Consider the following 26,636-nt stretch of genomic DNA (forward strand, 5'->3'; position numbering starts at 1 on the left):
AAGTGATCAGGGCGTCTCCCCGGACGCCCTGATCACCAGTCGTTTGATCAGTGGCTGTGGCCCAGCTGGGCGCGGATCTCCCCGGCGGGGTAGAGGCTGCTGTGCACGTTCACGTAGGTGGCGCCGGCCCGGACCGCGGCGACGAGCTCGCTGAACTGCCCGGCCGTGATCCCCTGGCCCGCCGGACCGATCACGTCGGCCGGCCGGATGGTGCCGGTGACGGTCGCCGGCGCCGCGGGGCAGGCCTGCGTGCCGGCCGGCCCGTTACCGAGATTGGTGCAGATGAATACGCTGATACCGCCACTTTGCGCTTTCCCCCCAAGGTGGATGTGCGCCTGCGTGACGGTGCCTTCCAGAGCGGAGTAGGTCAACCGGTACGAAATCTCCTGAGCGCGCTCGTTGATCTGAGCGCGGAACTGCCCCGAGCCGGTCGTGGAGATGACGAGCGGATCCTCCTCGTACCCGGAAAGCCGCTCCACAACGGTGTTTCCACCCCGTGGGCCGTCGGCGCCCGCCGTCGCGGCGCTCCCCCCGACAGTGCTGACGACGGTGACCGCGATCGCGACGGCCAGGAGCCGCGCATGCGTGAGTTTCACTGTTGCCTCCGTCCATAGACAACGTGCCCTATTCGGAGGCCACGCAGCTGGTGGAGGCCCGGTTCAAGCCATTCGCATCCTGCGAAACCGCCCCTTTCACCGATCCCGGTGGGTAACGAGACCAGCCAGGCCGGTCAGCTCGGCGGCCGGCGCGGCGGCCGGATGGGCCTGCCGGAGGTGGTGCAGCGCCTGGCCGAGCAGGTCGTCGGCCTGCGCCTGGCTCCAGTCCCGGCCACCGGCCTCGGCGACGAGCTCGGCGGCGCGCACCAGGTCGGCACCGGACGGCGGCGCTCCACTGTAGAGAACCGCGAGCTCCCGGCCGGCCGGCGTACCAGAGGTCAGCGCGGCGACCACCGGCAGCGACTTCTTGCGCTGGCGCAGATCGGCGTGCACCGGCTTGCCGGTCACCGCGGGATCGCCCCAGATGCCGAGCAGGTCGTCGACGAACTGGAACGCTAGCCCCAGCCGCTCGCCGAACTCCCGGAACCGGTCGACCCGCTCCCAACCCGCCCCGCCGAGCGTGGCACCGAGCGCGCACGCGCACCCGAGCAGCGCGCCGGTCTTGCCCCGCGCCATGCCGAGGCATTCGCGGAGCTCCACCTCGGACCGCATCTCGAACGCCAGGTCGGCGCTCTGCCCGTCGAGCAGGTCCTGCACCGCGCCGTGCAGCAGCCGGCTGGCGGGCATGACGGCCGGATGACCGCTGCTGGCCAGCACGTCGAACGCGAGCGCGAGCAGCGCGTCGCCGGCCAGGATCGCCGGTCCGACGCCGTACACGGTCCAGGCGGTGTCCCGGTGGCGGCGGGTGCGATCGCCGTCCATCACGTCGTCGTGCAGCAGGGAGAAGTTGTGCACGAGCTCGACGGCGACCGCGGCCGGCAGCGCGGCGGTCGGGTCGCCGCCGACCGCCTCGGCGCTGAGCAGCACGAGCGCCGGCCGGATCGCCTTGCCACCGGGCGCGCCGACCGCGCGCCCGTCCCGGTCCCACCAGCCGAAGTGGTATCCGGCGATCTGGCGCAGGGTCTCCGGGAGCGTGTCCACCGCCGCGCGCAGCGCCGGGTCGACGCACGTGCGGCTCCACGCCAGCACCTCCGGCGCCGACCGACCGCTGCTCGTTTCCTTCTCCGACACAGTCGTCATCGCTCGATCTCGACATTCTCCAGGACGCCGAGCGCGTCCGGCACCAGCACCGCGGCCGAGTAGTAGGCGCTGACCAGGTACGAGCGGATCGCCCGGTCGTCGATCCCCATGAAGCGCACGTTGAGGCCCGGCTCGTACTCGTCCGGCAGCCCTGTCTCGCGCAGGCCGACCACGCCGCTCTCGTCCGTGCCGATGCGCATCGCCATGATCGAGGTGGTGCCGCCCGGCCCGATCGGGATCTTGTCGCAAGGCAGCACCGGTACGCCCCGCCACCCCATCACCCGGCGCCCCTCCACCTCCACCGGCTCCGGGTACACGCCGCGGCTGCTGCACTCGCGGCCGAACGCGGCGATCGCGCGCGGATGGGCGAGGAATAACCGCGTGTTGCGCCGGCGGCAGAGCAGGTCGTCCATGTCCTCGGGTGTGGGTGGCCCGGTGCGGGTGTGTATCCGCTGCTTCAGATCCGCGTTGTGCAACAACCCGAACTCCCGGTTGTTCACCAACTCGTTCTCCTGCCGCTCCCGCAACGCCTCCACCGTCAACCGCAACTGCTGCTCCACCTGATCCATCGGCTGGTTGTACAAATCCGCCACCCGCGAATGCACCCGCAACACCGTCTGCGCCACCGACAACTCGTACTCCCGAGGCGACAACTCGTAGTCCACGAACGCGCCCGGCAGCTGGTGCTCGCCCTTGTGGCCGGCGGACATCGCGATCGCCGCCTCACCCTGGCGGTTGCGCCGCTGGCGCGGGCGGGCGAGGACGCGCCGCACGTGCGCGACCGCCTCCTCCACAAGGGACTGTCGTGGCAGCGCGAGCAGGATGCACGGTGTGAGTGCCGTGACGCCGAAGTCCCACGTCCGTTCCGTGCCGTCCAGCACCTGGTCGCCGAAGTGGTCGCCGTCGGCCAGCGTGCCGAGCACCGTGGGGTCGCCGTAGCGGCCGCTGCCGACCCGGTTCACCTTGCCGTGCGCGACGAGGTACACGTCCTCGGCCGGCTGCCCGGCGGTGACGATGACGTCGCCGGGGGCGTACTCGCGCTGCTCGAAGCGGTCGGCCAGCGCGGCGAGCACGCCGTCGTCGGCCAGCTCGCGCAGCAGCCGCAGCTCGCGCAGCTCCTGCGGCACCACCCGCACCCGGGCGCCGGTGTTGGTGAAGCTCACCCGCCCGTCGCCGACGGTCAGGGTCAGCCGCCGGTTGACCCGGTACGCGCCGCCCGGCGCCTCCTCCCACGGCAGCATGCGCAGCAGCCACCGCAGCGAGATGCCCTGCATCTGCGGCACCGACTTGGTCGTCGTCGCGAGGTTGCGCGCCGCCGTCGTGCTCAGGCTCTGGTTCGGTCGTACGTCTGTCGTGGACTCGGTCACGGTCACCACACACCACCATTCAAGCGAGGGGATGGCCCGGCCGCACCGGGGCGCGACCGGGCCGCGGTCGGGTCAGCCCTCCCGGCCTATCTCCACGTTCTCCAGGACGCCGAGCGCGTCCGGCACCAGCACCGCCGCGGAGTAGTAGGCGCTGACCAGGTACGAGATGATGGCCTGGTCGCTGATGCCCATGAAGCGCACCGACAGCCCCGGCTGGTACTCGTCCGGCAGCCCGGTCTGGTGGAGGCCGATCACGCCCTGCCGCTCCTCGCCGGTGCGCAGCAGCATGATGGAGGTCGTGCGGGTGTCGCTGATCGGGATCTTGTTGCACGGCAGCAGCGGGATCCCGCGCCACGCCGGCACCTGGTGGCCGGCTAGGTCGACGCTCTGCGGGTAGAGGCCCCGGCGGCTGCACTCCTGCCCGAACGCGGCGATCGCCCGCGGGTGGGCCAGCATGACGGTCGGATCCTTCCAGACGGTGGCGAGGAGCTCGTCCATGTCGTCGGGGGTGGGCGGGCCGTTACGCGTGTGTATCCGCTGCTTCAGATCCGCGTTGTGCAACAACCCGAACTCCCGGTTGTTCACCAACTCGTTCTCCTGCCGCTCCCGCAACGCCTCCACCGTCAACCGCAACTGCTGCTCCACCTGATCCATCGGCTGGTTGTACAAATCCGCCACCCGCGAATGCACCCGCAACACCGTCTGCGCCACCGACAACTCGTACTCACGAGGCGACAGCTCGTAGTCCACGAACGTGCCGGGCAGGACGGGCTCTCCACTGTGGCCGGACGAGACCTCGATCGCCGCCTCGCCGTGGGGGTTCTGCGGTTGGCCGGAGCTGGCGCGCAGCTCCTCGATGTGCGCCCGCAGCTGCTCGGACTGGTCGGCGAGGCGTTCGACGTCGGTACGCGGCAGCGACAGCACCGTGCACGGGGTGACGGCCTTGACGGTGAACTCCCAGATGCCCGCCGCGTCCACGATGGACTGGTCGCCGAAGTAGTCGCCGTCGGCGAGCACGCCGAGGACGGTCTGGTCGCCGTAGCGGCCGGTGCCGACCTTGTTCACCTTGCCGTGCGCGATCAGGTAGACCTGGTCCGCCTGGTGTCCGAACTCGACGATCACGTCGCCGGGCGCGTACTCGTGCTGGTCGAAGCGCTCCGCCAGCGCCATCAGGACCTCGTCGTCCTCGACGCCGCGCAGCGCGGGCAGCTCGCGTAGCTCCTGGGGTACGACGCGCACCTGCGCGCCGGTGTTGGTGAACGTCACGCGGCCGTCACCGATCGCGTACGACATCCGGCGGTTCACCCGGTACACGCCGCCGGCTGCCTGCACCCAGGGCAGCACGCGGAGCAGCCAGCGCGAGGAGATGCCCTGCATCTGCGGCACGGACTTGGTCGTCGTCGCGAGATTTCGCGCCGCCGCCGTGCTCAGGCTCTGGTTCGGTTGGGCATCCTCGATGGATTCGGTCACGGTCACTGCGCACACACCACCAATCGCGGAAGGCGTAAGGGGGAGAGAAAGAGACGGCGCACGGCCGCTGCGATGGAAGCTAACACCGCGTAATCGACCCCGTACAGGGCTGTGACCTGGAGGTCGTTCGAACGGGTGGTTCGCCGTCATCGCAGGTCACAAGCCCGCGTCCACCGGACATGAGCTCCGAATCCGAGCCCGGCTCCGGCGCGATCTTCTCGATGGTGGGCGTGCTGTACGCGATCCTCCTCGCATTCGTGGTCATCGTGGTCTGGGAGTTCTCCAGCAAGGTCCACGACGACGTGCAGGCCGAGGCGAACGACGTCTCGCAGATCTACTTCACCGCCCGCACCCTGCCCGAGCCGCAGCGCAGCCAGCTCACCGCGCTCGCCCGCGACTACGCGCACACCGTGGCGTACGACGAGTGGCCGGCGATGCGGGAGGGGCGGACGAGCGCCGACGCCCGCGCCCAGGTGGCCCGGATGCGCGCGGAGACAGCGGCACTGCGCCCGGCGGACGCCCGCCAGGAGATCCTGATGGGGCAGACGCTGGACGCCATCAACGCGCTCGTCGACGCCCGGCGGGAGCGCACCGGCGCGGTCACCTCACCGGTGCCACCGATCATGTGGATCGGCCTGCTCGCCGGCGCGGTCATCACCGTGGCGTTCACGTTCTTCTTCAGCTACGGCCGCTTCCGCAACCAGCTGGCGATGATCGGGGCGATGACCGTGCTGCTCGCGTTCACGCTGTGGCTGACGTACGAGATGAGCCACCCGTTCGGCGGCCCGACCGGGCTGGGTCCGGACGCGTTCCTGGCGGTCCTCGCCAGGTTCGACGAGTTCAGTTAGGTTCGACGATTTTGAGTCAGGAGAGTGGCGATGAACAGGCGCGACCACCTTGCCGGCCTCGGGCTCGGCCTCGTCGCCGGCGCGCTGGCCACACCGGCACCGGCCCAGGCACGATCCACTGTGGAGCTGATTGCCAAGCGGAAGAGGATAACGCTGCCCGACCTGCCGGTCCTGGGCCTGACGTACATCGCCACGTTCGACCTGACCGACAAGGCCGGCGCGGCCTCGGGCGTCGCCGCCGCCTCCACGTCCATCGTGGACGTCACGCTGGACGGCCCGGTCATCCTGAGCCAGGTCGTGCTCCAGTTGGCCGACGGCGAAATCCACTACCAGCGCGTGATCAACCGGTTCGGCGCCTTCCCGCGCACCGCCGTCGGCGCGATCCTCGGCGGCACCGGCGTCTACGCGATCGCCCGCGGCGACGTGAAGATCACCTGGCCGGACCAGGACACGGTGGCGATCGCGCTCAACCTGATCGAGCCGTCTACCTGACGGTGGTGCCGGGCACGGCGTCCAGCAGGGCCAGCTCCGCGCGGGTGGGCAGCCCTTCCCAGTCGCCGCGCGCGGCCACCGCGAACGCCCCGGTCGTCACCGCCCGGTCCAGCCGGCCGGTCAGGTCGAGGTCGTCGAGCAGCCCGGAAAGGTAGCCGGCCACGAACGCGTCACCGGCGCCGACGGTGTCCACCACCGGCACCCGCCGCGCCGGCCGGTCCACGGTCAGGTTGGGCCGGTGCGCCGACGCCCCGTCGCCACCGCGCTTGACCACCACCTCGCGTACGCCCGCCCCGAAAAGCGTGGTGAGCGGGTCGGCACCGGGGTCGACGAGCACCGGCAGCTCGTCCTCGGACGCGACCACGACGTCGACGCTCGACAGCAGCGGCCGCAGCGCGGCGGCGGCGCGCTCGACGCTCCACAGCCGCGCCCGGTGGTTCACGTCGAGGCAGACGGTCGCCCCGACCGCCTTGGCCTGGGCGGCCGCGCGCATCACCGCGGCGGCCGGCCCGTCGCCCAGTGCCGGCGTGATGCCGGTGACGTGGAGGACCCGTGGCCGCCCGAGCTCGAACGCCGCCACGACCTCCGCCTCGGACAGCTGCGAGCCGGCCGAGCCGGAGCGGTAGTAGGTCACCCGCGTCACGTCGGCCACGCGCGGCTCGAAGATGATCAGGCCGGTCGGCGCGTCCGGCGATACCGCGCAGCCGGAGACGTCGACGCCCTCGGCCCGCAGCGTGCGCAGCACGAGCGCGCCCATCTCGTCGGCGCCGGTGACGCCCACCCACCGGGCGGCGTGGCCGAGCCGGGCCAGCCCGATCGCGACGTTGGCCTCCGCGCCGGCGATCGAGAGCGACAGCTGCCCGCCGAGGCGCAGCGGCCCACCCGCCCGGAGGGCCGCCATGGTCTCCCCGAACGTGAGGACGTCCGTCATGACGCCCGCGCCACCGCGTCGAGGAACTGCTTCGCCCGCGCGCGAAGACCGGCGATGTCGCCGCCGTGCGGCGCGTCACCCAGCAAGGGCGAACCCACGCCGACCGCGACCGCGCCAGCGGCCAGGTAACCGCGGGCCAGCTCCGCGTCAACCCCGCCCACCGGGACGAACGGGACATCCGGGAAGGGATCGCGGAGCGCCTTGAGGTAAGCCGGTCCGCCGACGGACGCCGGGAAGAGCTTCACCGCGGTGGCACCCGCCCCGGTGGCGGCGATCACCTCGGTCGGGCTGAGCGCGCCGACGAGGGCGGGCAGCCCGAGCCTGGTCGCCTCGTCGACGCCCGGCCCATATCCCGGCGTCACCACGAACGACGCGCCCGCTTCGGCCGCCCGCATCGCGTCGACGGCGGTGCAGACCGTGCCGGCACCGAGCGCCGCGCCGGGCCCGAGGTGGGCGCGCGCCCGCTCGATCACGCTCTCCGCGCCCGACGTGGTGAGCGACACCTCGACGAGTGACACGCCGGCCTCGACGAGCGCGACGACGCTCCGGGTGGCCGCGTCCGCGTCCCGCCCCCGGACGATCGCCACCAGCCGGCGCTGCTCCAGCAACCCCCTGAGATCCACAAACCCATCCTGCCCGCTGCCACGCGAGCCCGCACCGGGGCCTACGGGTTCACGACGATCGAGCCGGCCGCCTTGTCGTGGAGGCCGCGGCGGTGGGGGTCCATGATCAGGGCGGGCACGACCAGCGCGAGCAGCAGGCCGCGCAGCAGCGCGCGGGGGATGCCGATCCGGCCGCCGTCCTTGAACGAGACGCACTTGAGCCGGACCACGGCCATGCCCGGGGTCTGCGCGAAGAGGCCGATGAAGAAGCCGTACTCCAAGACGAGGACGAGCACGGGCGGCCAGCCGTCGCGGAGCGGGTCGCCGAAGAAGTTGGACACGAGTAGGCAGAGCACCCAGTCGATCACCAGTGCGCCGAAGCGCTTGGCCAGGCTGGGAAGCTCGTCCGGCTCGGTCACAGCCGCCCAGCCTACGGGACACCTGGCCGCATACCACCCGCGGAGGTGGTCGGCCGGTGTATGGTCCGTTCGGTGACCTGGCCACGGCTAAGTGGTGGACGTCGCGCCCTCTACCGCTGACGTAACACGGCGGAAACATTAGAGACACGCCTGGGCAACGGCACAGCCATACCGTCGCGACCAGCCAGCCATGCAGGCGGCCGTGCCCGCCCTTAGCTCAGCGACGTAATAGCTCAGCGACGTGCCAGGAGGACGTGTTGTTCGCCAATTCCGAGGAACTCCTTCGGTACCTCAAAGACGAGGGCGTGAAGTTCGTCGACGTACGGTTCTGTGACCTGCCCGGTGTGATGCAGCACTTCAACACCCCGGTCGAGTCCGTCGACGAGGCTCTTTTCACCGACGGCCTTGCCTTTGACGGTTCGTCGATCCGCGGCTTCCAGCAGATCCACGAGTCGGACATGCTGCTGCTGCCGGACGTGGCAAGTGCATACATCGATCCGTTCCGCGCGCAGAAGACGCTCGCGCTCAACTTCTTCATCCACGACCCGTTCACGCGCGAGGCCTACACGCGTGACCCGCGCAACGTCGCCAAGAAGGCCGAGGCCTACCTCGCCGCCAGCGGCATCGCGGACACCGCGTACTTCGGCCCCGAGGCGGAGTTCTACGTCTTCGACTCGATCCGCCACGAGACGGCGGCCAACAAGGCCTACTACTACATCGACTCGATCGAGGGCGCCTGGAACACGGGTGCCGAGGAAGAGGGCGGCAACAAGGGCTACAAGACGCCCTACAAGGCCGGCTACTTCCCGGTGCCGCCGGTCGACCACTACTCCGACCTGCGCGACGAGATCGTGACCAACCTGATCGGCGCCGGCTTCACCGTCGAGCGCGCGCACCACGAGGTCGGCACCGCCGGCCAGGCCGAGATCAACTACAAGTTCTCGACGCTGCTGCACGCGGCCGACCAGCTCCAGCTGTTCAAGTACATCGTCAAGAACACCGCCTGGGCCGCCGGCAAGACCGCGACGTTCATGCCCAAGCCGCTCTTCGGCGACAACGGTTCCGGCATGCACACCCACCAGAGCCTCTGGCTCAACGGTGAGCCGCTGTTCTACGACGAGACCGGCTACGCGGGCCTCTCCGACACCGCCCGCTGGTACATCGGCGGCCTGCTGCACCACGCGCCGTCGCTGCTGGCGTTCACCAACCCGACCGTCAACTCGTACCGGCGCCTGGTGCCCGGCTTCGAGGCCCCGGTCAACCTGGTCTACTCGCAGCGCAACCGCTCCGCCTGCACCCGCATCCCGGTCACCGGCAGCAACGCCAAGGCCAAGCGGGTGGAGTTCCGGGTGCCCGACCCCTCCGCCAACGTCTACCTGGCGTTCTCGGCCATGCTGATGGCCGGCCTCGACGGCATCAAGAGCAAGATCGAGCCGCCGGAGCCGATCGACAAGGACCTGTACGACCTGCCGCCGGAGGAGTGGGGCAGTGTCAAGCAGGTGCCGGGTTCGCTGCCCGAGGTGCTCAACTCGCTCGAGGCCGACCACGACTTCCTGCTCGAGGGCGGCGTCTTCACGCCCGACCTCATCGAGACCTGGGTCTCCTGGAAGCGGGAAAACGAGGTCGACCCGATCCGCCTGCGCCCGACGCCGCACGAGTTCGAGCTCTACTACAACGTCTGATCGAAAGTCCGGGTCGTGAAGGCCGGCGCACCTCGGTGCGCCGGCCTTCACGTTTGCGCTGCTCCGCTCGTTTCGGGTTTGTTTGTGGTTGCGGCTACTTCGGCGGGGCCACTAAGCCCTGCTTCGATCTTCCGCCGCCTGGTCGGCGACAGGCGTTGTGGACAAACGCCCACCCCCGGAGGGTAAGCGTGACCAACCGCGAAGGGTGAGGCCGCGGGAGCAGCGGTCTGGACCACGACGGGCATCGCGGTAGCTCAAAAAGATCCTCAGGGGAGTTGGTGCAACGGCGTGGCACCAACTCCCCCAGGTCTCGCGGCCCTAGAGGAGCTTGCCGAGCCGCATGAAGACGGTCTCGCCGGTGGAGTCGTCGACGCCGTCGTTGTCGGTGACCGCGTACGTGCGGCCGTCACCACCGATGGTCAGGCCTTCGACCTTGTCCTGGGTCCAGCCGTTGCCGGCGTGCAGCAGGGGCAGCAGGTCGGCGGCGAGGCGCTTCTTCGCCAGCGGTAGCCCGGTGCCGAAGCCGGCCGGCAGGTCGAAGGTGTAGACCTTCTTGACCGTCGCGGCCGGGCCGCGCTGGTTGTCGCGCTCGACCACCGCGAATGTGTCGTGGTCGACGGCGGCGATCTCGGAGAGCCCCACCCAGGCGCCGCTCGGGGCGGCGTCCAGCGGGTAAGCGAGCCAGGCCCACGACTTCGTGGCCACCGAGTAGCGGCCGATCCGGACCAGGCCCTTCGGGTCGCCGGTCAGCTCGCGCTGGATCGCGACCCACACCTGCTCTTTGGAGCCGTAGCCGGTCACCGCGACGCCCTCGATGCCGTTGCCGGTGACCGCGGCGGCCACGTCGGCGGGCAGCGGCACCTCCTCGACGACCGCGCCGCCGGGGGCGAGGCGCACGAGGAGGTTGGGCTTGCCGCCGGAGCCCTCGACGCCAAGCCAGTAGCCGCCTCCGATCCGGGCCGCGACGCCTTCCGCGTCATACGCCACTGGAACGCCGCCCTTCGAAACCACCTGGGCCGCATCGATGCGAGCGGGCCGTGCGCCGGTGTCGATCGTGAGGAGGCGGGTGGGGGTGTACACGCTGTCGGTCACCGACACGAGCCGGTCCCGCTTGCCCGGCACCGCGGAGAGGCCGGAGAGCGCGCCCCAGCCGATGCCGCGGGTGGAGACGATCGACGGGAAGTCGCTCTTCGCGCCGAACTTGTACAGCTGCACCGAGGCGCGGATGCCCTCGTCCGGCATGTCTTCCTCGCTGGAGACCACGACGAGGCCGCGGGACGGCGCGGTGACCACGCCCTCCGGTCCGTTGACAGCCGGCATCAGCTGCACGAAGCGCGGCGCCCACGGCTTGCGCACGTCGTACACGGCGACGAAGTTGGCCCGCTCGGCATTGACGAAGAGGTACGGGGTGCCGCCGAACGTGCCGACCGCGACGTTTTCCGGCTCGCTGCCCTTGGCGTCCGAGCGGCTGTCCGGGTAGAGGCCGTGTGCGACCGCCAGGCGCTCCAGCGCGTTGCCGCTGTCGAAGACCACCCGGCCGGTGCGCTTGTCGAAGACGCTGAAGCCGCGCGAGCCGCCCTCGTAGTCACCCTCGTTGGCGGTGGCGAAGAGGTTGTCGTCCAGCCACGTCACACCGTCCGGCTCGCGCTTGGCGGTCACCGTTCCATTGAGGAGGATCTGGCCGTCGTCCTCAGTGTCCACACCGGACACCGTGACGGCACCGGCGGAGAAGTGCTTGACCACCTTGCGATCGCGCAGCCGCACGACGGCGAGGTGGTTGTTTTCCTGGAGGCTCACCACCGCTTCGTCGTCGCGGTTGATGCTCACGTACTCCGGCTCGGGATCACCTGGCGCCACCGTGGCCAGCCCGATCAGGTCCACCGTGGACACCGACCACGTGCGGGTGTCCACGACGGACAGCCAGCCGGCGGGCAGCTGCGGGATCGCGCCGTCGTCGACGTCTTCGTCCCGCTCGTTCTCGATGGCGATGGCGACGTACCGGCCGCTCGGCGCGACCGCCACCGAGTCAGGCTGCCCGCCCAGCTTGATCGTGCGCACCACGGCGCGGGTCTTCACGTCCACGACCACCAGCTCGCCGGACGGGTCGGTGAAGCTCGCGCTGGTGTTGACGGCGGCGAGCGCGTACCGGCCGAACGTGGCCACCGACGTCGGCTCGCCGGCCAGCTCCAGCACGCCCGCGGGCTTGGGGTGCGACGAGTCGGTGATGTCGAAGAAGCCGAGGCGCTCCCCCGGGCTGTCGGTGTAGATGACCGTACGGCCGTCGGAGCTCACCGCCGCGATCTCAGCCGCGGCGTCGTCGGTGATGTCGCTGTTGAGGTATGCCGGAACTGTGGCGATCCGGCCGAACGGGCCCGTGCCGCCGGGACCGTGCGCCGATGCCGGCACAGCGGGCAGCATCGATGCGACGAGAACGCCGGCCGCGAGCGGTCCTATGTGTCTGCGCTTCATTCACTGTGCGTACTCAAAGCGCCTGTCCACCCGGATAACAGCGGGGAAACGTCAGGGAATCAGCGACCGGACGACCTCGACGAACGTGTCGATGTCCGACTCCGTGGTGCGCCAGTTGACGATCGCCGGGCGCAGCGCGACACGGCCACCGTACACAGTGGTGCCGGCGAAGACCCGCCCGTCCGCGAGCAGCTTCGCGCCCAGCTCACGGTTGAGGTCGTCCAGCTCCTCCTCGGGTACGCCGGCGGGGCGCGCCCGGAAGCAGACGATGCACAGCGGCACGTCGGCGAGGCGCTCCAGCTCGGGTGCCGCGTCGACGAGCGCGGCGAGGTGCTGGGCGAGGTCGAGGTGGCGCTCCACCATCGCCTGGTAGCCGGAGCGGCCGTACGCGGCGAGCGTCGCCCAGATCGGCAGCGACCGCGCCCGGCGGGACGACTCGGGGCCGAGCAGCGCGTACCCTCCGCGTGGGTCGTCCGGGGCCGGCAGGTACGCGGCGCCGGGCATGCCGAACGCGGCCGCCAGGCGGGCCGGCTCGCGCAGGAAGGCGAAGCCGCTCTCGTACGGCACGTTGAGCCACTTGTGCGCGTCGCAGGCGATCGAGTCGGCCCGCTCGATCCCGGCCACCAGCCCGGCGGTGCGCGGGGACAGCGCGGCGAAAAGCCCGAACGCGCCGTCGACGTGCAGCCAGGCGCCGTACCGCTCGGCGAGGTCGGCGAGGTCCGCGACCGGGTCGAAGTCGCCGGCGTTGACCTCGCCGGCGTTCGCGATGATCACGGCGGGAGCGTTCGACGCGGCCAGCCGCCGCTCCATCGCCGCGAGGTCGACGCGGCCGATCCCGTCGCGGGCGAAGACCTCCACGCACTCGCGCCCGTGGCCGAGCATCTGAAGCGCCTTGCGCGAGCTCGCGTGCACGTACCCGCCGGAGAGCACCGGCATGCGGGGCAGCCCGGCCAGCCCGTTCGCGGCGACGTCGGCGCCGTGCCGCTCGCCCCACCAGTGGGTGGCCGCGCCGAGGCCGGTGAAGTTGGCGAACGTGGCGCTGGCCACGAGCGCGCCGCCGTACCCCTCCGGCAGGCCGAACAGCTCTCGCAGCCACCGCAGCGCGACCGTCTCCACCTCGGTGGCGAACGTCGAGGAGGCGCGGAAAGCCGCGTTCTGGTCGAGCAGCGACGAGGCCCAGTCGCCGGCGAGCGCGGCCGGCGTCACGCCGCCGATCACGAAGTGGAAGAAGCGCGGGCCGGCGGAGTGCGTGCCGGCCTCGGTACCCACGTGGAGAAGCCGGCGCACGGCGGCGGCCGCGCCTTCGCCCTTGTCCGGGAGGTCTCCGGCCAGATCCTGGAGGAGCGGCGCGGAGGCCGGGTCGCGGACCGGCCGGTCGGCGAGCGAGGTGAGATACGGTCCGGCGGCGTCGTACACCTGGCGCAGCACGCCCTCGCCGTTGCCGTCCAGCAGCGGATCGGACCCTGTCTGCCACGCTCCGTCGCTCGGCGCTCGTCCGCCGTCGTGGTCCCTGCCCGTAGCCTCACGACTCCCGCTCATGCCCTCACAATGCGCCGATGATCCGTCCTGGCGGAGGACCAATCGGCAACATGTGGCCCATCGGCCCTGTCGGGTATCGGCAGGAGGACGAGCAGGGCGATGCTGAGCCAGACGTACATGTTGCTGCCGACGAAGCCGCTCACGCCGGGCGAGCCGCGCTCCCAGATCCAGACAAACCGGCTGATCAGGAACCCGTAGGTGACGATCGCGAAGATGACCAGGCGGCGGTTTCGGGCCTCCAGCGCCCGGTCGAAGAGCAGGATCAGCGCCGGTAGCAGCCAGACCAGGTGGTGCACCCAGGTCACCGGGCTGACCAGGCACTGGACGACGCCGGTGAGCGCGAGGCCGGTGCGCACGTCGGCGCGCCGCACCCGCCACACCCAGACCGCGAGTGTCGCCACCACCAGTGCCAGCCACAGGACCGTTCTGGGATGCACCGGGTCGAGCCGCGCCACGACCCCCTCCAGCGACTGGTTGGAGATGAACGAAAGCGAGCCGACCCGGTCGGTGTTCCACAGCATCTCGGTCCAGAACTGCCGGGACGCGTCGGGTGCGGCCGCCGCCGCCAGCAGCGTCACGCCGGCGGCGGTCGCGCTCGCCGTGATCGCGGCCCGCCAGCGGCGGGTGACCAGCAGGTACAGGATGAAGATCCCCGGGGTCAGCTTGACCGCGGTGGCCAGGCCGATGCCGACGCCGGCCGCCTTGTGCCCGCGCCCCACCAGCCACAGCAGGTCGGCGGCGACCAGGAAGAGCAGCAGCGTGTTGACCTGCCCGAAGGTGAACGTCTCGCGCATCGGCTCGAACGCCGCGACAAGGCAAAACGCGATCGCGAACGCGAACCAACGGGTCCACCCCTCGCGCCGGGCGATCGGGTCGACGAGCCACCACACGACAAGCCCGCCGGTGACCACCGCGGCGGCGCAACTGATCACGACCGCGACCGGCCAGGAGACGAACGCCATCGGCACCATCACGAGCGCGGCGAAGGGCGGGTACGTGTAGCCGTACTTGCTGTTGGGCTTGAGCCAGTCGTAGATCTGGCCGCCGTCGTGCACCCAGTAGTTGATCGCGCCGTAGTAGACCTTGAGGTCGAAGAAGTTGTGCCGGATCGTGGCCACGCTCAGGAAGGCAGCCGTCGCCAGGACGACGGCGGCGACGACGGCGATCCTCCTGTTCACCTGTTCCATGCTGCCAGTTACTCTCGGCGCGAATGCGAGGTAGGTGTGAAGCGCGAGGAGTGAGCTCCGACGGCCAGGACGGTCCGGCGCAGGTCCGCCTGCGAGCCCCGCAGTCGCGAACGAAGGTAGGCACAGTGTCCGAGGGTCGTACGGTGGGTGCCACCGCGGCCCTGGCGACGGCACTCGCCGCCGCGTTCCTCGCTTTACCCCGCATGGGCTCCGACCTATCCGCCCAGGTCGCCCGCGCGAGCTTCTTCGCCGATCACGGCCTGACACCCATAGACCTCCGCTGGTACGGGGGGACCAACCAGTTCGGCTACAGCCTCGTGTCGCAGCCGGTCATGGCCCTTCTCGGGGTACGCGTGACCGGAGCGCTCGCCCTGGTCGGCGCGGCGGTGGCGTTCGCGGCGCTGCTGGTGCGTACCGGCGCACCCCGGCCCCTGCTCGGCGGCCTGGTGGGTGCCGTGTGCATCGCCGGCAACCTCGTCTCCGGGCGGGTCACGTACGCGCTCGGCGTGGCGGTCGGGCTGGCGGCGCTCGTGGCCCTGGTGTCCGGTTTCCGCTACCGGCTCGCCGTCGCCGGCCTGCTCGCCTTCCTGGCCTCCGCCACGAGCCCGGTGGCCGGGCTGTTCGTGGGGCTGGCCGGGGTCGCGCTGATGATCGGCCGCCGGCCGCGGGACGGCGCGGTGGTCGCGGCGGCCGGCGCGGTCCCGCTCGGGCTGACCGCGCTGCTCTTCGGCGAGGGCGGCTGGATGAACATCAGCCGCACCGACGCCACCCACGCGATAGTGACAAGCCTGGCGGTGGCGCTGCTGGTCGGGTACCGCCCGGTCCGGGCCGGCGCGCTGCTCTCCGCCGCCGGCGTGCTGGCCGCGGCACTCGTGCACACGCCCGTCGGGCTCAACGCGACCCGGCTCGTCGCGATGTTCGCGCTCCCGGTGCTGGCGGCCGCCGCTCGGGTGCCCCGGATGCCCCGCGGGGTGCGCACGCCCCGGATCCACGCCCGGGTGCGCCTGCCCCGCCGCATCCGCAACCGGCTCGCCGCCGCCGGCCTCGCCGCCGCGCTCGCCGCCGGCTGCTGGTGGCAGCCGCCGGTCTCCTGGGCCGACCTGCGCGACGCGGGCAACCCGACCAGCGACCGGGCGTACTTCGCCCCGCTGCTCGCCGAGCTGCGCGCCCGCCGCCCGGCCGGCCGGGTGGAGATCCCGCCCACGCGCGACTACTGGGAGGCCGCGTACCTGGACGGCTTTCCGCTGGCCCGGGGCTGGCTGCGGCAGGCCGACATCGCGCGCAACCCGCTCTTCTTCGAGACCGTGCCGGGCGCGTCTGGCACCGGGGTGGCGCTCACCCCGCGGTCGTACCGCGCCTGGCTCGCCGACAACGCCGTCACGTACGTCGCCGTACCCGACGCGCAATTGTCCTGGGTCGGGCGGGCCGAGGCCGCGCTCGTGCCACAACTGCTCACCGAGGTCTGGTCGGGCGGCCACTGGCGCCTGTACGCGGTGCCCGACCCCACGCCGATCGTCACCGCACCGGCCACGCTGGTGGCGGGCGGCGCCGCGGCCCTGACGTTCGACGCGCCGGCCGGCGGCGAGGTGCGGGTCCGGGTGCGGCACAGCCGCTGGCTCACGGTCGACGGCGGCGCGGCCCTGGCCCGGGACGGCGACTGGACGGTCGCCCGCCTCCCCGGGCCGGGCCGCTACACGATCACGTCGTGATCAGGGCTTGCGGGCGACGCCACCGAGGTTGTCCAGCGGCCGGGTCTCGCCGCTGCCGGGGTCGGGCCGCCACGCCGTGACGTCCGTCAAGCCGGGCTCGACGAACTCCAAGCCGTCGAAGTAGCTGGCGATCTCCTCCGGCGTGCGCATCGCGTACGGCGGGTTGGCCGACTCGTTCCAGATCTTCATGACCTCGTTGAGCTCGGGGTTGGTGTTGGCACCGTCGCACACCACGAGGTGGCTGCCGGGCGCCAGCGCGCCCATGAGCCGCCGCACCACAGCCTGAGCCTGCTCCACTGTGGGCAGATGGGCCAGGATGCCGGAGAGGATGACCGCGACCGGCTTGCCGAAGTCGAGCGTGCGCCCCGCCTCGCGCAGGATCGTCTCCGGGTCGCGCAGATCGGCGTCGATGTAGTCGGTGGCGCCCTCGGGACCGCTTGTCAGCAGCGCCCGGGCGTGCACGAGCACGAGCGGGTCGTAGTCGACGTAGACGATGCGCGCCTCCGGGGCGACCGACTGCGCCACCTCGTGCGTGTTGTTGGCCGTGGGGAGCCCGGTGCCGATGTCCAGAAACTGCACCACACCGGCCTCACCGGCCAGGTAACGCACCGCCCGGTTGAGGAAGGCGCGGTCGGCACGGGCGATGTCCACAATGATCGGAAACGCCTTCGCGATCTCGTCGCCGAGCGCGCGGTCGACGGCGTAGTTGTCCTTGCCGCCAAGCCAGTAGTTCCACACCCGCGCGGTCTGCGGGACGGTGGTGTCAATCTTGGGCTTTGCCTCTTCGCTGGATTCCTCGGTCACGAGCGATGCCCTTCGGGGGGTGTGCCGCATGTCGGGTTCGGCGCGGGGCCAGGATACATCCGGTCAGTCGAACGCCTCGTCGAGGTCGTGGGCGATGCGATCCAGGATCCGCACGGTGTCGCGCACCGGCGCGGCCTCGACGAACAGCCGGTTTACCGCGTCGAAGTAGTAGTCGACGTCTTCGCGCTTGTCCAGGTAGAGCGCGCCGGCCAACTGTTCGATGTAGACGACGTCGGGCAAGCTGGCCTGCGGAAAGCGCAGGATCGTGAAGGGGCTGCCGGCGGCCGCGTAGCCACCGGCCGCGAGCGGCACCACCTGGAGGCTCACGTTTGGCGCCTTGATGACCATCGCGATCAGCGCCTCGATCTGGTCACGCATCACCCGCCGTCCGCCAACGGGACGGCGCAGCGCCGCCTCGTCGACCACCGCCCACAGCCGCGGCGGATCGGGCCGGGTGAGCACCTGCTGCCGCTCCAGCCGCAGCCGCACCCGCCGCTCGATCTCGTCGAGCTGCGCGGTGCCGTGGCTCAGCCGCATCACCGCCCGCGCGTACTCCTCGGTCTGGAGCAGCCCCGGCACGAACGCGACCTCGTAGGTGCGGATCAGCGACGCGGTCGCCTCCAGGCCGAGGTAGCGCTGGAACCAGTTGGGCGTGACATCGCTGTACGGCTGCCACCAGCTCGGCTCGTTGGCCTCCCGGACCCGGTCGAGCACGGCCGCCCGCTCCGCCTCGTCGTGCACGCCGTAGAGGGTCAGGAGGTCTCTGACGTCGCGCATCTTGAAGCCCACCCGCCCAAGCTCCATCCGGCTGAGCTTCGACTCAGACGCGCGGATCGTCTCGCCAGCCTCCGCGCGGGTCAGCCCCCGCTCCTCCCGCAGCTGCCTGAGCTGGGCACCCACGAGAATCCGCACCGCGGTGGGGCCGTCGATGGGCCGGTCCTGCTCTGCTGATCCAGTCACCCGCACCTCCCGGGGCTGTCCCGAGGCATAGCATGCCACCGGCTTGGCACCAGCGCCACCGATCACGCGGTCACCCTCCGTGACGGATTCTCTGAGCTACCGCCCCGTTTTGATCTCCCGCCGGCTGTCCGTCACCGGGCATTGTGGACAAACACCGCGGGCCACGCATCCGCCGGAGGCGGAGGAGTGACCGCGACCAAACGCGGGGTGAGCGCGACCAGCGGCGGACGGGTGAGGCCGCGGGAGCAGCGGCCTGGACCACAACGGACATCGCGGTAGCTCAAATCCGTGAAATGGCACGACGCCAGCAGCGACCTCCAACGCCGGTTGCGCTACGTGGCGAGGACGCGTTCGCAGGCGGCGCGGGACCTTCGGGTCGTGCGCAGGTAGTAGTCGAGGAACTCGCCCGGGTCGGCGGCGTCGAGCAGGCGCACCACACCGGCAAGGTCGACACCGTGGCGGGGCAGCTGGTCGGTCGGGCGGCCGCGGACGAGCGTCAGCGCGTTGCGTACGCGGGCGGCCAGGGTCCAGCCGGCGGCCATCGCCTCGGCGTCGGCTGGGGGGACGAGGCCGGCGGCGCGGGCGGCTACGAGTGCGTCGAGGGTGCGGGTGCAGCGCAGCTCCGGCACCGCCCGCGCGTAGCGCAGCTGCACGAGCTGCACCGCCCACTCCACATCGGCCAGTCCGCCTCGGCCCAGCTTCGCGTGGGTGGCCGGGTCGGCGCCGCGGGGCAGGCGTTCAGTCTCCACGCGTGCTTTGATGCGGCGGATCTCGGTGACCTGCTCGCGCTGGAGGCCGTCTTGCGGATAGCGCACGGTGTCGGCCAGCGCCTCGAACTCGCGTCCCAGCGCCTCGTCGCCGGCCACCCAGCGGGCGCGCAGCAGGGCCTGCGCCTCCCACACCTTCGACCACCTGGCGTAGTACTGGGCGTACGCGGCGAGGCTGCGCACCAGCGGGCCCTGCCGCCCCTCGGGGCGGAGGTCGGCGTCGACGCCGAGCGGCGGGTCCGGTGCGGGGCGGCCGAGCTGGCGGCGCAGCTCCTCGGCGATCGCGTGTGCGGCGGCGCTTGCCGCGTCTTCCGCGACACCCGCCGGTGGGTCGTAGACGAAAAGCACGTCGGCGTCGGAGGGATAGCTCATCTCGTAGCCGCCGAGCCGTCCCATGCCGATGACGGCGAAGCGCAGCCCCGGCATCTCCGGCACGAAGGCGTGCGCGGCCCGCAGCGCGGCGGCCAGTGTCGCATCGGCCACATGGGACAGTGCACTCCCGGCGGACGTGATGTCGAGCGGCTGGGCGGGTGCCAGCGTGCCGGCACGGGCGAGCACGTCGGCGCAGGCGATGCGGAAGAGCTCGCGGCGGCGCAGCGCGCGTACCGCCCCGATCGCCTCCTGCGGATCGGGGTGGCGCTCGGCCGCGGCGCCGAAGCCTTCGCGGAGCACCTCGCTCGGGCGCGGCACGAGCTCCGCGTCGTCGGCCAGCAGGCGCAGCGCCTCGGGGTCGCGGGCGAGCAGGTCGGCCGCGTACCGGGACAGGCCCAGCACCCGGGCCAGCCGCAGTGCCACCGGGCCCTCGTCGCGGAGCAGCCGCAGATACCACGGCGTGCTGCCCAGCTTGTCGGAGACCTGGCGGTAGCTGAGCAGGCCGCGGTCGGGCTCGGGCGCGTCGGCGAACTCCTGGAGCAGCACCGGCAGCAGCGTGCGCTGGATCGCGGCGGTGCGGGACAGGCCGCCGGTCAGTGCCTCGATGTGGCGCAGCGCGGTCGCCGGTTCGAACCCGAGCACCCGCAACCGTTTCGCGGCCGACTCGGGCACCATGCGCAGCCCTTCGGCCGGCACCCGCGCCACCGCCTCCAGTAGCGGGCGGTAGAGCAGCTTCGCGTGCAGGCGGCGTACCTCGGCGGCGTGCGAGACCCAGTCGGCGCGGAACGACTCGACGGCCTGGCGCCCCGGAACGGCCGTGTACCCCAACGCGTGCGCGAGCCAGCGGACCGCGGCCGGGTCGGTGGGGACCGTGTGGGTGCGGCGCAGCGCCTGGAGCTGGAGCCGGTGTTCGACGGCGCGCAGGAAGTGGTATCCGCGCAGCAGCGCCTCGCCGTCGGCGCGGCCGACGTATCCGCCGGCCACCAGCGCGCGCAGCACCGGAATCGTGCCCGGGACGCGCAGCGACTCGTCCACCCGTCCGTGTACGAGCTGGAGCAACTGCACGGCGAACTCGATGTCGCGCAGCCCACCCGGCCCGCGCTTGATCTCGCGGTCGAGCTCGGCGCGCGGCACGCTGTCGATGATTTTGCGGCGCATCGCGCGGACGTCTTCGACCGCCTCCGGGCGTTCGGCGGCGTGCCAGACCAGCGGGGCGAGCTCGTCGATCCACTCCTGGGCCAGCGCCGTGTCGCCCGCCGCCGGGCGGGCCTTGAGCAGCGCCTGGAACTCCCACGTGCGGGCCCACCGCCGGTAGTACGACAGATGGCTGGCGAGCGTTCGCACCAGCGGGCCGCGGCTGCCCTCCGGCCTCAGTGCGGCGTCGACCTGCCAGGCGACCTGGCCGCAGATCGCGATCAGGCGGGCGGCGACCGTCGTGCCCGCGGTCAGGTCGGCGTCGGTCGCCGCCACGAAGATGACGTCCACATCGGACACGTAGTTGAGCTCGTTGCCGCCGCACTTGCCCATCGCCACGACCGCCAGCCGCGGCGGCTCGGTGCCGGCGGGCAGCTCGGACACCGCGATGTCGTACGCCGCCGCGAGCGTCGCGTCGGCCAGGGCCGACAGCGCCGCCATGGTCTGCACCAAGCCGCGCCCGCCGGTCAGGTCGGCCGCCGCGATCCGCAGCAGAGCCAGCCGGTACGCCGTGCGCAGCGCGGGCACGGACGCTGTGCCGAGGTGCAGCCCGCCGTCGCCGTTGGGCGCCACGCCGTCTTCGCCGGTGGTCAGCGCCGCCCAGTGGTCGGGGTTGGCGACGAGGTGGTCGCCGAGCGCCGAAGAGGCACCGAGCACCGCGACGAGGCGGCGGCGCAGGCCGGGGTCCGCCGCCATCGTGCCGAGCAGCGAGCCCTCCTGCCGGCGGTCGGCCTCGACGAGCCGGTGCAGCTGCCGCAGCGCGAGATCCGGGTCGGCCGCGCGGGACAGCGCGGTGAGCAGCTCGCCGGCCGCCTCGTCGTTGGGCTCCTGGGTGGCCTGGTCCCACAGCCCCAGCCCGTCCGGCCCGAGCAGGCCGGCGGCGCGCACGATGTCGGCGTTGAGCCCGAAGCCGTATCGCGCCAGCCGCGCCTGCGCGCTCGTCGGCCTCGCCACTACTGGCCCAGCAGCGGCAGGGGACGGCGGACGTCGCTCAGCTCACCGAGCGCCAGCGCCGCGAAGCGGGCCGCGAACGGCTGCCACACCTCCTCGACGTCGACCATCACGGCGTCGCAGGCGGCGACGATCTCCTCGGGGTCGTAGCCTTCCGGCGCGCTACGCGCCCAGTCCGCGATCATCTCGGTGTCGCACTCGATGTGGAACTGGAGCGCCCAGGCCCGCTCCCCCATCCGGAACGCCTGGTGCGGGTATCGCGTGGACGCGGCCAGCAGCACCGCGCCCGCGGGCAGCTCGGTGATCTCGTCGAGGTGCCACTGGAGCACGTCCGGCGCCAGCGGCACGTACCGGAAGAGCGTGTCGGTCTCCGCGGCGTCGCGCCGGCCGACCAGCGCCGGCCCGATCTCCGGCCCGGCGGCGCTGCGCTCGACGGTGCCGCCGTGCGCGGTCGCCATCAGCTGCGCGCCGAGGCAGATCGCCAGCGTCGGGGTGCCGTGGCGGGTCGCCTTGCGCAGCAGCGCCTCCACGCCGTCGAACCAGTCCGGCCGCGGCGGGTACGCCGACTGCTCGCCGCCCAGCACCACCAGCGCGGCGAACCCCTCCAGGTCGGCGGGAAGCTCCTCCCCCGCGTACGGCCGGAGGACCGAGAGGGCAAGCCCTGCCTCGGTCAGCCACTCCCCCAGCCGCCGCGCGTCGTCGGTCGGGTCATTTTCGATCACCAGCGCCGTCGTCACCCACCGAGGCTATCGCCTTAGGCTCGGGAGGTGACCGCCTTGCTGCCTAGCGCTCTCCGCCCCGGCGACACCGTGATGCTCGTCTCGCCGAGCGGGCCCACCAAGCCCGAGCGCGTGGCCCGCGGCATCGAGCTGCTGACCGGGTGGGGCCTGCGGCCGGTGCTGGGGCCCAACGCGTACGCCCGCCAGGGTTATCTCGCCGGCTCCGACACGCTGCGCGCCGCCGACCTCAACGCGGCCTTCGCCGACCCCGAGGTGCGCGGCGTGCTGTGCACCCGCGGCGGATACGGCGCCCAGCGGATCGTCGACGCGATCGACATGGACGCGGTGCGACGCGACCCGAAGGTGGTGGCCGGCTTCTCCGACATCACCGCGCTTCAGCTCGCCCTGTGGCGCGCCATCCGACTGGCCACAGTGCACGGTCCCGGCGCGGCGTGGCTCGACGAGCGCACCCCGCCGGTGTCGGCCGAGTCGCTGCGGGCCGCGCTGATGGGCACCGACCCGGTCGTGGTCAAGCGGGTCGAGACCGAGGAGACGGCACCCGTCGCGGTGCCCGGCACGGCCACCGGCCCGCTCATCGGCGGCAACCTCAGCCTGATCGTGTCCTCCGTGGGCACTCCCGACTTCCCCGATCTGCGCGGCGCGATCCTGCTCGTCGAAGACGTGGGCGAGGCTCCGTACAAAGTGGACCGGATGCTCACGCACCTGCGGCGCGCAGGCGCGTTCGACGGGGTCGCGGGGGTGGCGGTCGGGCAGTTCACCGACTGCGCCGACGGCTGGACCGTGCCGGTGACCGAGGTGTTGACCGACCGCCTCGGTGACCTGGGCGTGCCGGTGCTCGGCGGCCTGCCGATCGGCCACGGCACCGGGCAGCTCACGGTGCCGGTCGGCACGCCCGCCACGCTCGACGCGGACGCGGGTGTCCTGACCGTCGCGCCGGGTGTGACGTGACAGTCATTTTCTCCGTGGCCGGTCGAGCCCTCTCCGGAGCAGGGTGAGAAGTGGGTGGGAGACCCCCACCGTTCTCCTCAGGGAGGTGGGTCGCGATGACTGCGACCGCGATCGAGCAACACCCCGACATCGCCGCTCTCCGGGCCCGGTACGACCGGGTGGCGGAGACCCCGACCGCACAGCTGGTCGAGGGCCTGACCCTACTCACCGGCTTGTACCTGGCGATGTCGCCGTGGGTCGTCGGCTTCACCGACCACGGCAGCCTGGCCGCGAGCAACCTCTTCTCCGGGGTCGCGATCGCGCTGCTGGCTCTCGGCTTCGCGTCCGCGTACGGCCGCACGCACGGCATCGCCTGGGTCGCGCCGGTGATCGGCGTCTGGACGATCGTGGCGCCCTGGCTGGTCAGCGGCCCGACGGCGGACAGCTCCGCGGTCACCAGCACGGTGATCACGGGCGCGCTGGCGGTGCTCTTCGGCCTCGGCATGCTCACGATGGGCATGCGGCGCCGGATGTAAAGGCAGGGCCGGTCAGTGGCCGGCGACGATCAGATCGGCAGCGGTGAGCCGGCGCGGGGGCGCCGGCTCACCCGTCGCCACCAGAGACTCGATGCGGTCCGTGCGGAAGGCACGGACCGCATCACGCATCCGGCACCAAGCCACCAGGTACCAATAGTCGTGGTCGGCGATGTAACCCAGCGGCTCGATGCTCCGCGTGGTGGCCGTGCCGTGCCGGTCGGCGTAGTCGATCCGCAGCACGGTGCGCTCGTGCAGCGCGTCCGCGACCACCCGCGGCACCACCGGGGTCGTGTCGCGGGACGCCCGGTCGGCCAGCTCGCGGGCGGTCACCAGGTCGGCGTCGGGCATCACGCGCACCAACTTGCGCAGCGCCGAGGCCGCGTCGGCGTGCAGCGGGGTGCCGGCCAGGCCGTAGAGCGCCATCGCGATCGCGACCGACTCCGTCGGCGTGACCTCCAGCCTCATCCCATCGACGCTACGGCCGGCACCCGTGATCGAACAAGTGTTCTAGTCGATTCCTGTGCGCGGGCTGGTGACGCAGCGCGCGAAACAACGCTTTCCGCGCAAGGCAGACCCGGATTTTCAGCGCCGCGACAGGTTGCGCAGGGTGACAGCCCAGGTCACGCCTCCAGCCTCGGGCGGGTACCCCCTTCCGAGCGAATTTGGAGGTTTCATGAGTAGGCGTATCTCGAAGCGGGCGGCCCTTGGCGGGCTGGCCGTCGCGGGCGTGCTGTCGGTGGGCATCGCCGCGCCGATCGCCGCGTACGCCGCCGACCGCGACGGCCGGCCGCCGTCCGGCTCCTACTACGGCCAGGGTTACGGCCCCGGCCGCCCCGGCGACGGCAAGGACCGCGCCGCGCGGGACGCCGAGTTCGCGGCGGCGCTCGCCAAGGAGCTGGGCATCCCGGAAGACCAGGTGGCGGACGCGCTGAGCAAGGTGCGCGAGCAGCTGCGTCCCGCGGGCAAGCCCGGCGAGGGCCGCGGTCACGGCCCCCGCGGCGGCCAGCCACCGTCGCCGGAAAGCCCGGCACCGACCCCGACCAAGTAACCGAAGCCGGATACCCAGGCGACGTCCGGCACCACCGTGCGTCGCCTGGCCGCTTCCGGGTCACGGTGGCCTCACCCGTCCGCCGCTGGTCACGCTTACCCCGGCGGCCCCTACGACCCGGCTGGGTGGGTGCGCGCGGGATGCGTTTGCTCTGCTTCCCTATAGTGGCCACCCCCGGGTGGACCCGCCGCCGGCAGGCAAGGCCGCCGGTCGCGGCGGTGGTGGGCGTTGCCCCGACATCGCCCGTCGCCAGCCCGGGCGAGGGCAATGTCCGGCAACTTCCCCACCGCACCACGCCTCGACGTGTGAACGCACTGACGCGCTCAGCTCGACAGCTTCCCCGACAGACCAGCCCGCGGCCCGCCGCGGGAGCAACGGTCTGGACCACGACGGACATCGCGGTAGCTCAAATCTCTGTCCAAATAAGGGATTCGGTGGTCGAAGCCACCCCGACTCCGAAAGGTCTCTAGAGGGCGCCCAGGTAGCGCTGGCGCTCGTACGGGGTGACCTCGCGGCGGTACTGCTCCCACTCGGCGCGCTTGTTGCGCAGGAAGAAGTCGAAGACGTGCTCGCCGAGCACCTCCGCGACAAGCTCGGAGCCGGACATCACGTCGATCGCCTCGGAGAGGTTTTCCGGCAGCGCCTCGTAGCCCATGGCCTTGCGCTCGGCGTTGGAGAGCGACCACACGTCGTCTTCGGCGCCGGGCGGGAGCTCGTAGCCCTCCTCGATGCCCTTGAGACCGGCGCCGAGCATGACCGCGAACGCCAGGTAGGGGTTGGCCGCCGAGTCGAGTGAGCGGACCTCGACGCGGGCCGAGTTGGGCTTGCCGTACGCGGGGACGCGGACCAGTGCGGAGCGGTTGAGGTGGCCCCAGCACACGTACGCCGGGGACTCGGTGATCCGGTCGGGCAACGCCTGCGGGAAGAGCCGCTTGTACGAGTTGACCCACTGGTTGGTGACCGCCGTGTACTCCCGGGCGTGCACCAGCAGGCCGGCGATGAACGCCTTGGCGACCTTGGAGAGCTTCATCGGGTCGCTCGCGTCGTGGAACGCGTTGCGCTCGCCCTCGAAGAGTGACAGGTGGGTGTGCATGCCGCTGCCCGGCTGGTCGGTGAACGGCTTCGGCATGAACGTGGCCCGCACGCCGTGCGACAGCGCGACCTCCTTGACCACGTGCCGGAACGTCATGATGTTGTCGGCGGTGGTCAGCGCGTCGGCGTAGCGCAGGTCGATCTCCTGCTGGCCGGGCGCGACCTCGTGGTGGCTGAACTCCACCGAGATGCCGATCCGCTCCAGCGCGAGCACGGCCTGGCGGCGGAAGTCGCGGGCGATCGCGTGGGTGGTGTGGTCGAAGTAACCGCCCGCGTCGACCGGGATCGGCACCGAGCCGTCGGCCGGGCCGTTTTCCAGCAGGAAGAACTCGATCTCGGGGTGGGTGTAGAAGGTGAAGCCCTTTTCCGCCGCCTTGGACAGCGCGCGGCGCAGCACGTGGCGCGGGTCGGCCCAGGAGCCGCTGCCGTCGGGGAGCAGGATGTCACAGAACATCCGGGCGCTCTCGCCGCTCACGCCGCCCTCGAACGGGAAGACCTGGAACGTCGTCGGGTCGGGCATGGCGATCATGTCGGACTCGAAGACGCGGGCGAAGCCCTCGATCGCCGAGCCGTCGAAGCCGATGCCCTCGTCGAACGCCGCCTCCAGCTCGGCTGGCGCCACCGAGACGCTCTTGAGCGTGCCGAGCACGTCGGTGAACCACAACCGGACGAACCTGATGTCGCGCTCCTCGAGGGTGCGGAGCACGAACTCCTGCTGACGGTCCACTTCAACCCCTAGTGACGCTCTAGCTGCGCTTTGCTGGCGGATCAGTCTCCCGCTGCGCCGTTACACC

The 26,636-nt window shown here is 71.7% G+C and carries 23 protein-coding genes; 7 read left to right on the forward strand and 16 right to left on the reverse strand.

The genetic code is table 11. The annotated features are described in order from the left end of the window. Positions 1-47 precede the first annotated feature (47 nt). From ACTMTJ_RS33010 to ACTMTJ_RS33025, 4 genes are all read right to left on the reverse strand, one after another. Positions 48-596: a CHRD domain-containing protein gene (locus ACTMTJ_RS33010; RefSeq protein ID WP_441222561.1), complete on the reverse strand. Its 549-nt coding sequence runs from the start codon at positions 594-596 to the stop codon at positions 48-50. A gap of 96 nt (positions 597-692) precedes the next feature. Further along, positions 693-1,736 (reverse strand): family 2 encapsulin nanocompartment cargo protein polyprenyl transferase, encoded by a 1,044-nt coding sequence (locus ACTMTJ_RS33015; protein ID WP_441222562.1) that lies wholly within the window; start codon positions 1,734-1,736, stop codon positions 693-695. After that, positions 1,733-3,109 carry a family 2B encapsulin nanocompartment shell protein gene (locus ACTMTJ_RS33020; protein WP_441222563.1) on the reverse strand — a complete coding sequence of 459 codons (1,377 nt, stop codon included), beginning with the start codon at positions 3,107-3,109 and terminating at the stop codon, positions 1,733-1,735. The genes ACTMTJ_RS33015 and ACTMTJ_RS33020 overlap by 4 nt, the downstream gene beginning before the upstream one ends. Positions 3,110-3,175: 66 nt before the next feature. Further along, the gene (locus ACTMTJ_RS33025) at positions 3,176-4,579 is read right to left on the reverse strand and encodes a family 2B encapsulin nanocompartment shell protein (protein WP_441222564.1); all 1,404 of its coding nucleotides are present in this window, start codon (positions 4,577-4,579) and stop codon (positions 3,176-3,178) included. A gap of 173 nt (positions 4,580-4,752) precedes the next feature. On the opposite strand from ACTMTJ_RS33025, the gene ACTMTJ_RS33030 reads away from it, so the two are divergent. Together ACTMTJ_RS33030 and ACTMTJ_RS33035 are read left to right on the forward strand one after the other, a co-directional pair. Then, a complete protein-coding gene (locus tag ACTMTJ_RS33030; protein ID WP_441222565.1) occupies positions 4,753-5,421 on the forward strand; it encodes a bestrophin-like domain in 669 nt (222 codons plus the stop codon). Positions 5,422-5,451: 30 nt separating this feature from the next. Continuing rightward, entirely contained in the window at positions 5,452-5,913 is a 462-nt protein-coding gene (locus tag ACTMTJ_RS33035; RefSeq protein WP_441222566.1) for a hypothetical protein, read from the forward strand. Here ACTMTJ_RS33035 and ACTMTJ_RS33040 read toward each other — a convergent pair. The 3 genes from ACTMTJ_RS33040 to ACTMTJ_RS33050 are packed head-to-tail and all read right to left on the reverse strand — an operon-like array spanning position 5,906 to position 7,865. Beyond that, positions 5,906-6,844: a sugar kinase gene (locus tag ACTMTJ_RS33040; protein WP_441222567.1), complete on the reverse strand. Its 939-nt coding sequence runs from the start codon at positions 6,842-6,844 to the stop codon at positions 5,906-5,908. The two genes, ACTMTJ_RS33035 and ACTMTJ_RS33040, sit on opposite strands and share 8 nt — an antisense overlap. Beyond that, complete coding sequence (locus ACTMTJ_RS33045) at positions 6,841-7,467, reverse strand: bifunctional 4-hydroxy-2-oxoglutarate aldolase/2-dehydro-3-deoxy-phosphogluconate aldolase (RefSeq protein ID WP_441222568.1); 627 nt, start codon at positions 7,465-7,467, stop codon at positions 6,841-6,843. The genes ACTMTJ_RS33040 and ACTMTJ_RS33045 overlap by 4 nt, the downstream gene beginning before the upstream one ends. A gap of 41 nt (positions 7,468-7,508) precedes the next feature. Further along, on the reverse strand, positions 7,509-7,865 hold the full coding sequence (locus tag ACTMTJ_RS33050) for an RDD family protein (RefSeq protein ID WP_441222569.1): 357 nt from the start codon (positions 7,863-7,865) through the stop codon (positions 7,509-7,511). Between the two features lie 257 nt (positions 7,866-8,122). On the opposite strand from ACTMTJ_RS33050, the gene glnA (ACTMTJ_RS33055) reads away from it, so the two are divergent. After that, positions 8,123-9,547 (forward strand): type I glutamate--ammonia ligase, encoded by a 1,425-nt coding sequence (glnA, locus tag ACTMTJ_RS33055; RefSeq protein WP_441222570.1) that lies wholly within the window; start codon positions 8,123-8,125, stop codon positions 9,545-9,547. A gap of 318 nt (positions 9,548-9,865) precedes the next feature. Here the strand turns inward: glnA (ACTMTJ_RS33055) and ACTMTJ_RS33060 are convergent, their stop codons facing one another. From ACTMTJ_RS33060 to ACTMTJ_RS33070, 3 genes are read right to left on the reverse strand one after another with little or no spacing between them, the layout of a single operon-like run. Beyond that, positions 9,866-12,016 carry an esterase-like activity of phytase family protein gene (locus tag ACTMTJ_RS33060; protein WP_441222571.1) on the reverse strand — a complete coding sequence of 717 codons (2,151 nt, stop codon included), beginning with the start codon at positions 12,014-12,016 and terminating at the stop codon, positions 9,866-9,868. A 51-nt stretch (positions 12,017-12,067) separates the two neighbouring features. Next, the gene (locus ACTMTJ_RS33065) at positions 12,068-13,555 is read right to left on the reverse strand and encodes a pyridoxal phosphate-dependent decarboxylase family protein (RefSeq protein ID WP_441222572.1); all 1,488 of its coding nucleotides are present in this window, start codon (positions 13,553-13,555) and stop codon (positions 12,068-12,070) included. After that, positions 13,552-14,742, reverse strand: coding sequence for a glycosyltransferase 87 family protein (locus ACTMTJ_RS33070; protein WP_441222573.1), 1,191 nt, complete (start codon positions 14,740-14,742; stop codon positions 13,552-13,554). Before ACTMTJ_RS33070 ends, ACTMTJ_RS33065 begins: the two co-directional genes overlap by 4 nt. 125 nt (positions 14,743-14,867) lie before the next feature. On the opposite strand from ACTMTJ_RS33070, the gene ACTMTJ_RS33075 reads away from it, so the two are divergent. Next, positions 14,868-16,451 carry a hypothetical protein gene (locus ACTMTJ_RS33075; RefSeq protein WP_441222574.1) on the forward strand — a complete coding sequence of 528 codons (1,584 nt, stop codon included), beginning with the start codon at positions 14,868-14,870 and terminating at the stop codon, positions 16,449-16,451. Here ACTMTJ_RS33075 and ACTMTJ_RS33080 read toward each other — a convergent pair whose 3' ends face one another. From ACTMTJ_RS33080 to ACTMTJ_RS33095, 4 genes are all read right to left on the reverse strand, one after another. Further along, positions 16,452-17,285, reverse strand: a complete 834-nt coding sequence (locus ACTMTJ_RS33080; protein WP_441222575.1) for an SAM-dependent methyltransferase — start codon at positions 17,283-17,285, stop codon at positions 16,452-16,454. It lies immediately after the preceding gene. Positions 17,286-17,318: 33 nt separating this feature from the next. After that, the gene (locus tag ACTMTJ_RS33085; RefSeq protein WP_441222576.1) at positions 17,319-18,215 is read right to left on the reverse strand and encodes a helix-turn-helix domain-containing protein; all 897 of its coding nucleotides are present in this window, start codon (positions 18,213-18,215) and stop codon (positions 17,319-17,321) included. Between the two features lie 332 nt (positions 18,216-18,547). Further along, entirely contained in the window at positions 18,548-21,502 is a 2,955-nt protein-coding gene (locus ACTMTJ_RS33090) for a bifunctional [glutamine synthetase] adenylyltransferase/[glutamine synthetase]-adenylyl-L-tyrosine phosphorylase (RefSeq protein ID WP_441222577.1), read from the reverse strand. Next, on the reverse strand, positions 21,502-22,236 hold the full coding sequence (locus ACTMTJ_RS33095) for a type 1 glutamine amidotransferase (RefSeq protein ID WP_441222578.1): 735 nt from the start codon (positions 22,234-22,236) through the stop codon (positions 21,502-21,504). The genes ACTMTJ_RS33090 and ACTMTJ_RS33095 overlap by 1 nt, the downstream gene beginning before the upstream one ends. 75 nt (positions 22,237-22,311) lie before the next feature. Between ACTMTJ_RS33095 and ACTMTJ_RS33100 the strand changes: the two genes are divergently transcribed. Next, on the forward strand, positions 22,312-23,187 hold the full coding sequence (locus ACTMTJ_RS33100) for a S66 peptidase family protein (protein ID WP_441222649.1): 876 nt from the start codon (positions 22,312-22,314) through the stop codon (positions 23,185-23,187). Between the two features lie 95 nt (positions 23,188-23,282). Continuing rightward, a complete protein-coding gene (locus ACTMTJ_RS33105; RefSeq protein WP_441222579.1) occupies positions 23,283-23,702 on the forward strand; it encodes an SPW repeat protein in 420 nt (139 codons plus the stop codon). 12 nt (positions 23,703-23,714) lie between these two features. On the opposite strand, the gene ACTMTJ_RS33110 is transcribed toward ACTMTJ_RS33105, so the two are convergent. Further along, a complete protein-coding gene (locus ACTMTJ_RS33110) occupies positions 23,715-24,167 on the reverse strand; it encodes a helix-turn-helix transcriptional regulator (RefSeq protein ID WP_441222580.1) in 453 nt (150 codons plus the stop codon). A 208-nt stretch (positions 24,168-24,375) separates the two neighbouring features. Here ACTMTJ_RS33110 and ACTMTJ_RS33115 point away from each other — a divergent pair, with 208 nt between their 5' ends. After that, entirely contained in the window at positions 24,376-24,750 is a 375-nt protein-coding gene (locus ACTMTJ_RS33115) for a hypothetical protein (protein WP_441222581.1), read from the forward strand. Positions 24,751-25,216: 466 nt separating this feature from the next. Here ACTMTJ_RS33115 and glnA (ACTMTJ_RS33120) read toward each other — a convergent pair whose 3' ends face one another. Then, complete coding sequence (gene glnA, locus ACTMTJ_RS33120) at positions 25,217-26,569, reverse strand: type I glutamate--ammonia ligase (protein WP_441222582.1); 1,353 nt, start codon at positions 26,567-26,569, stop codon at positions 25,217-25,219. Positions 26,570-26,636 lie beyond the last annotated feature (67 nt).

The organism is Phytohabitans sp. LJ34 (assembly GCF_052068095.1).
In the GTDB taxonomy this organism is placed as follows: domain Bacteria; phylum Actinomycetota; class Actinomycetes; order Mycobacteriales; family Micromonosporaceae; genus Phytohabitans.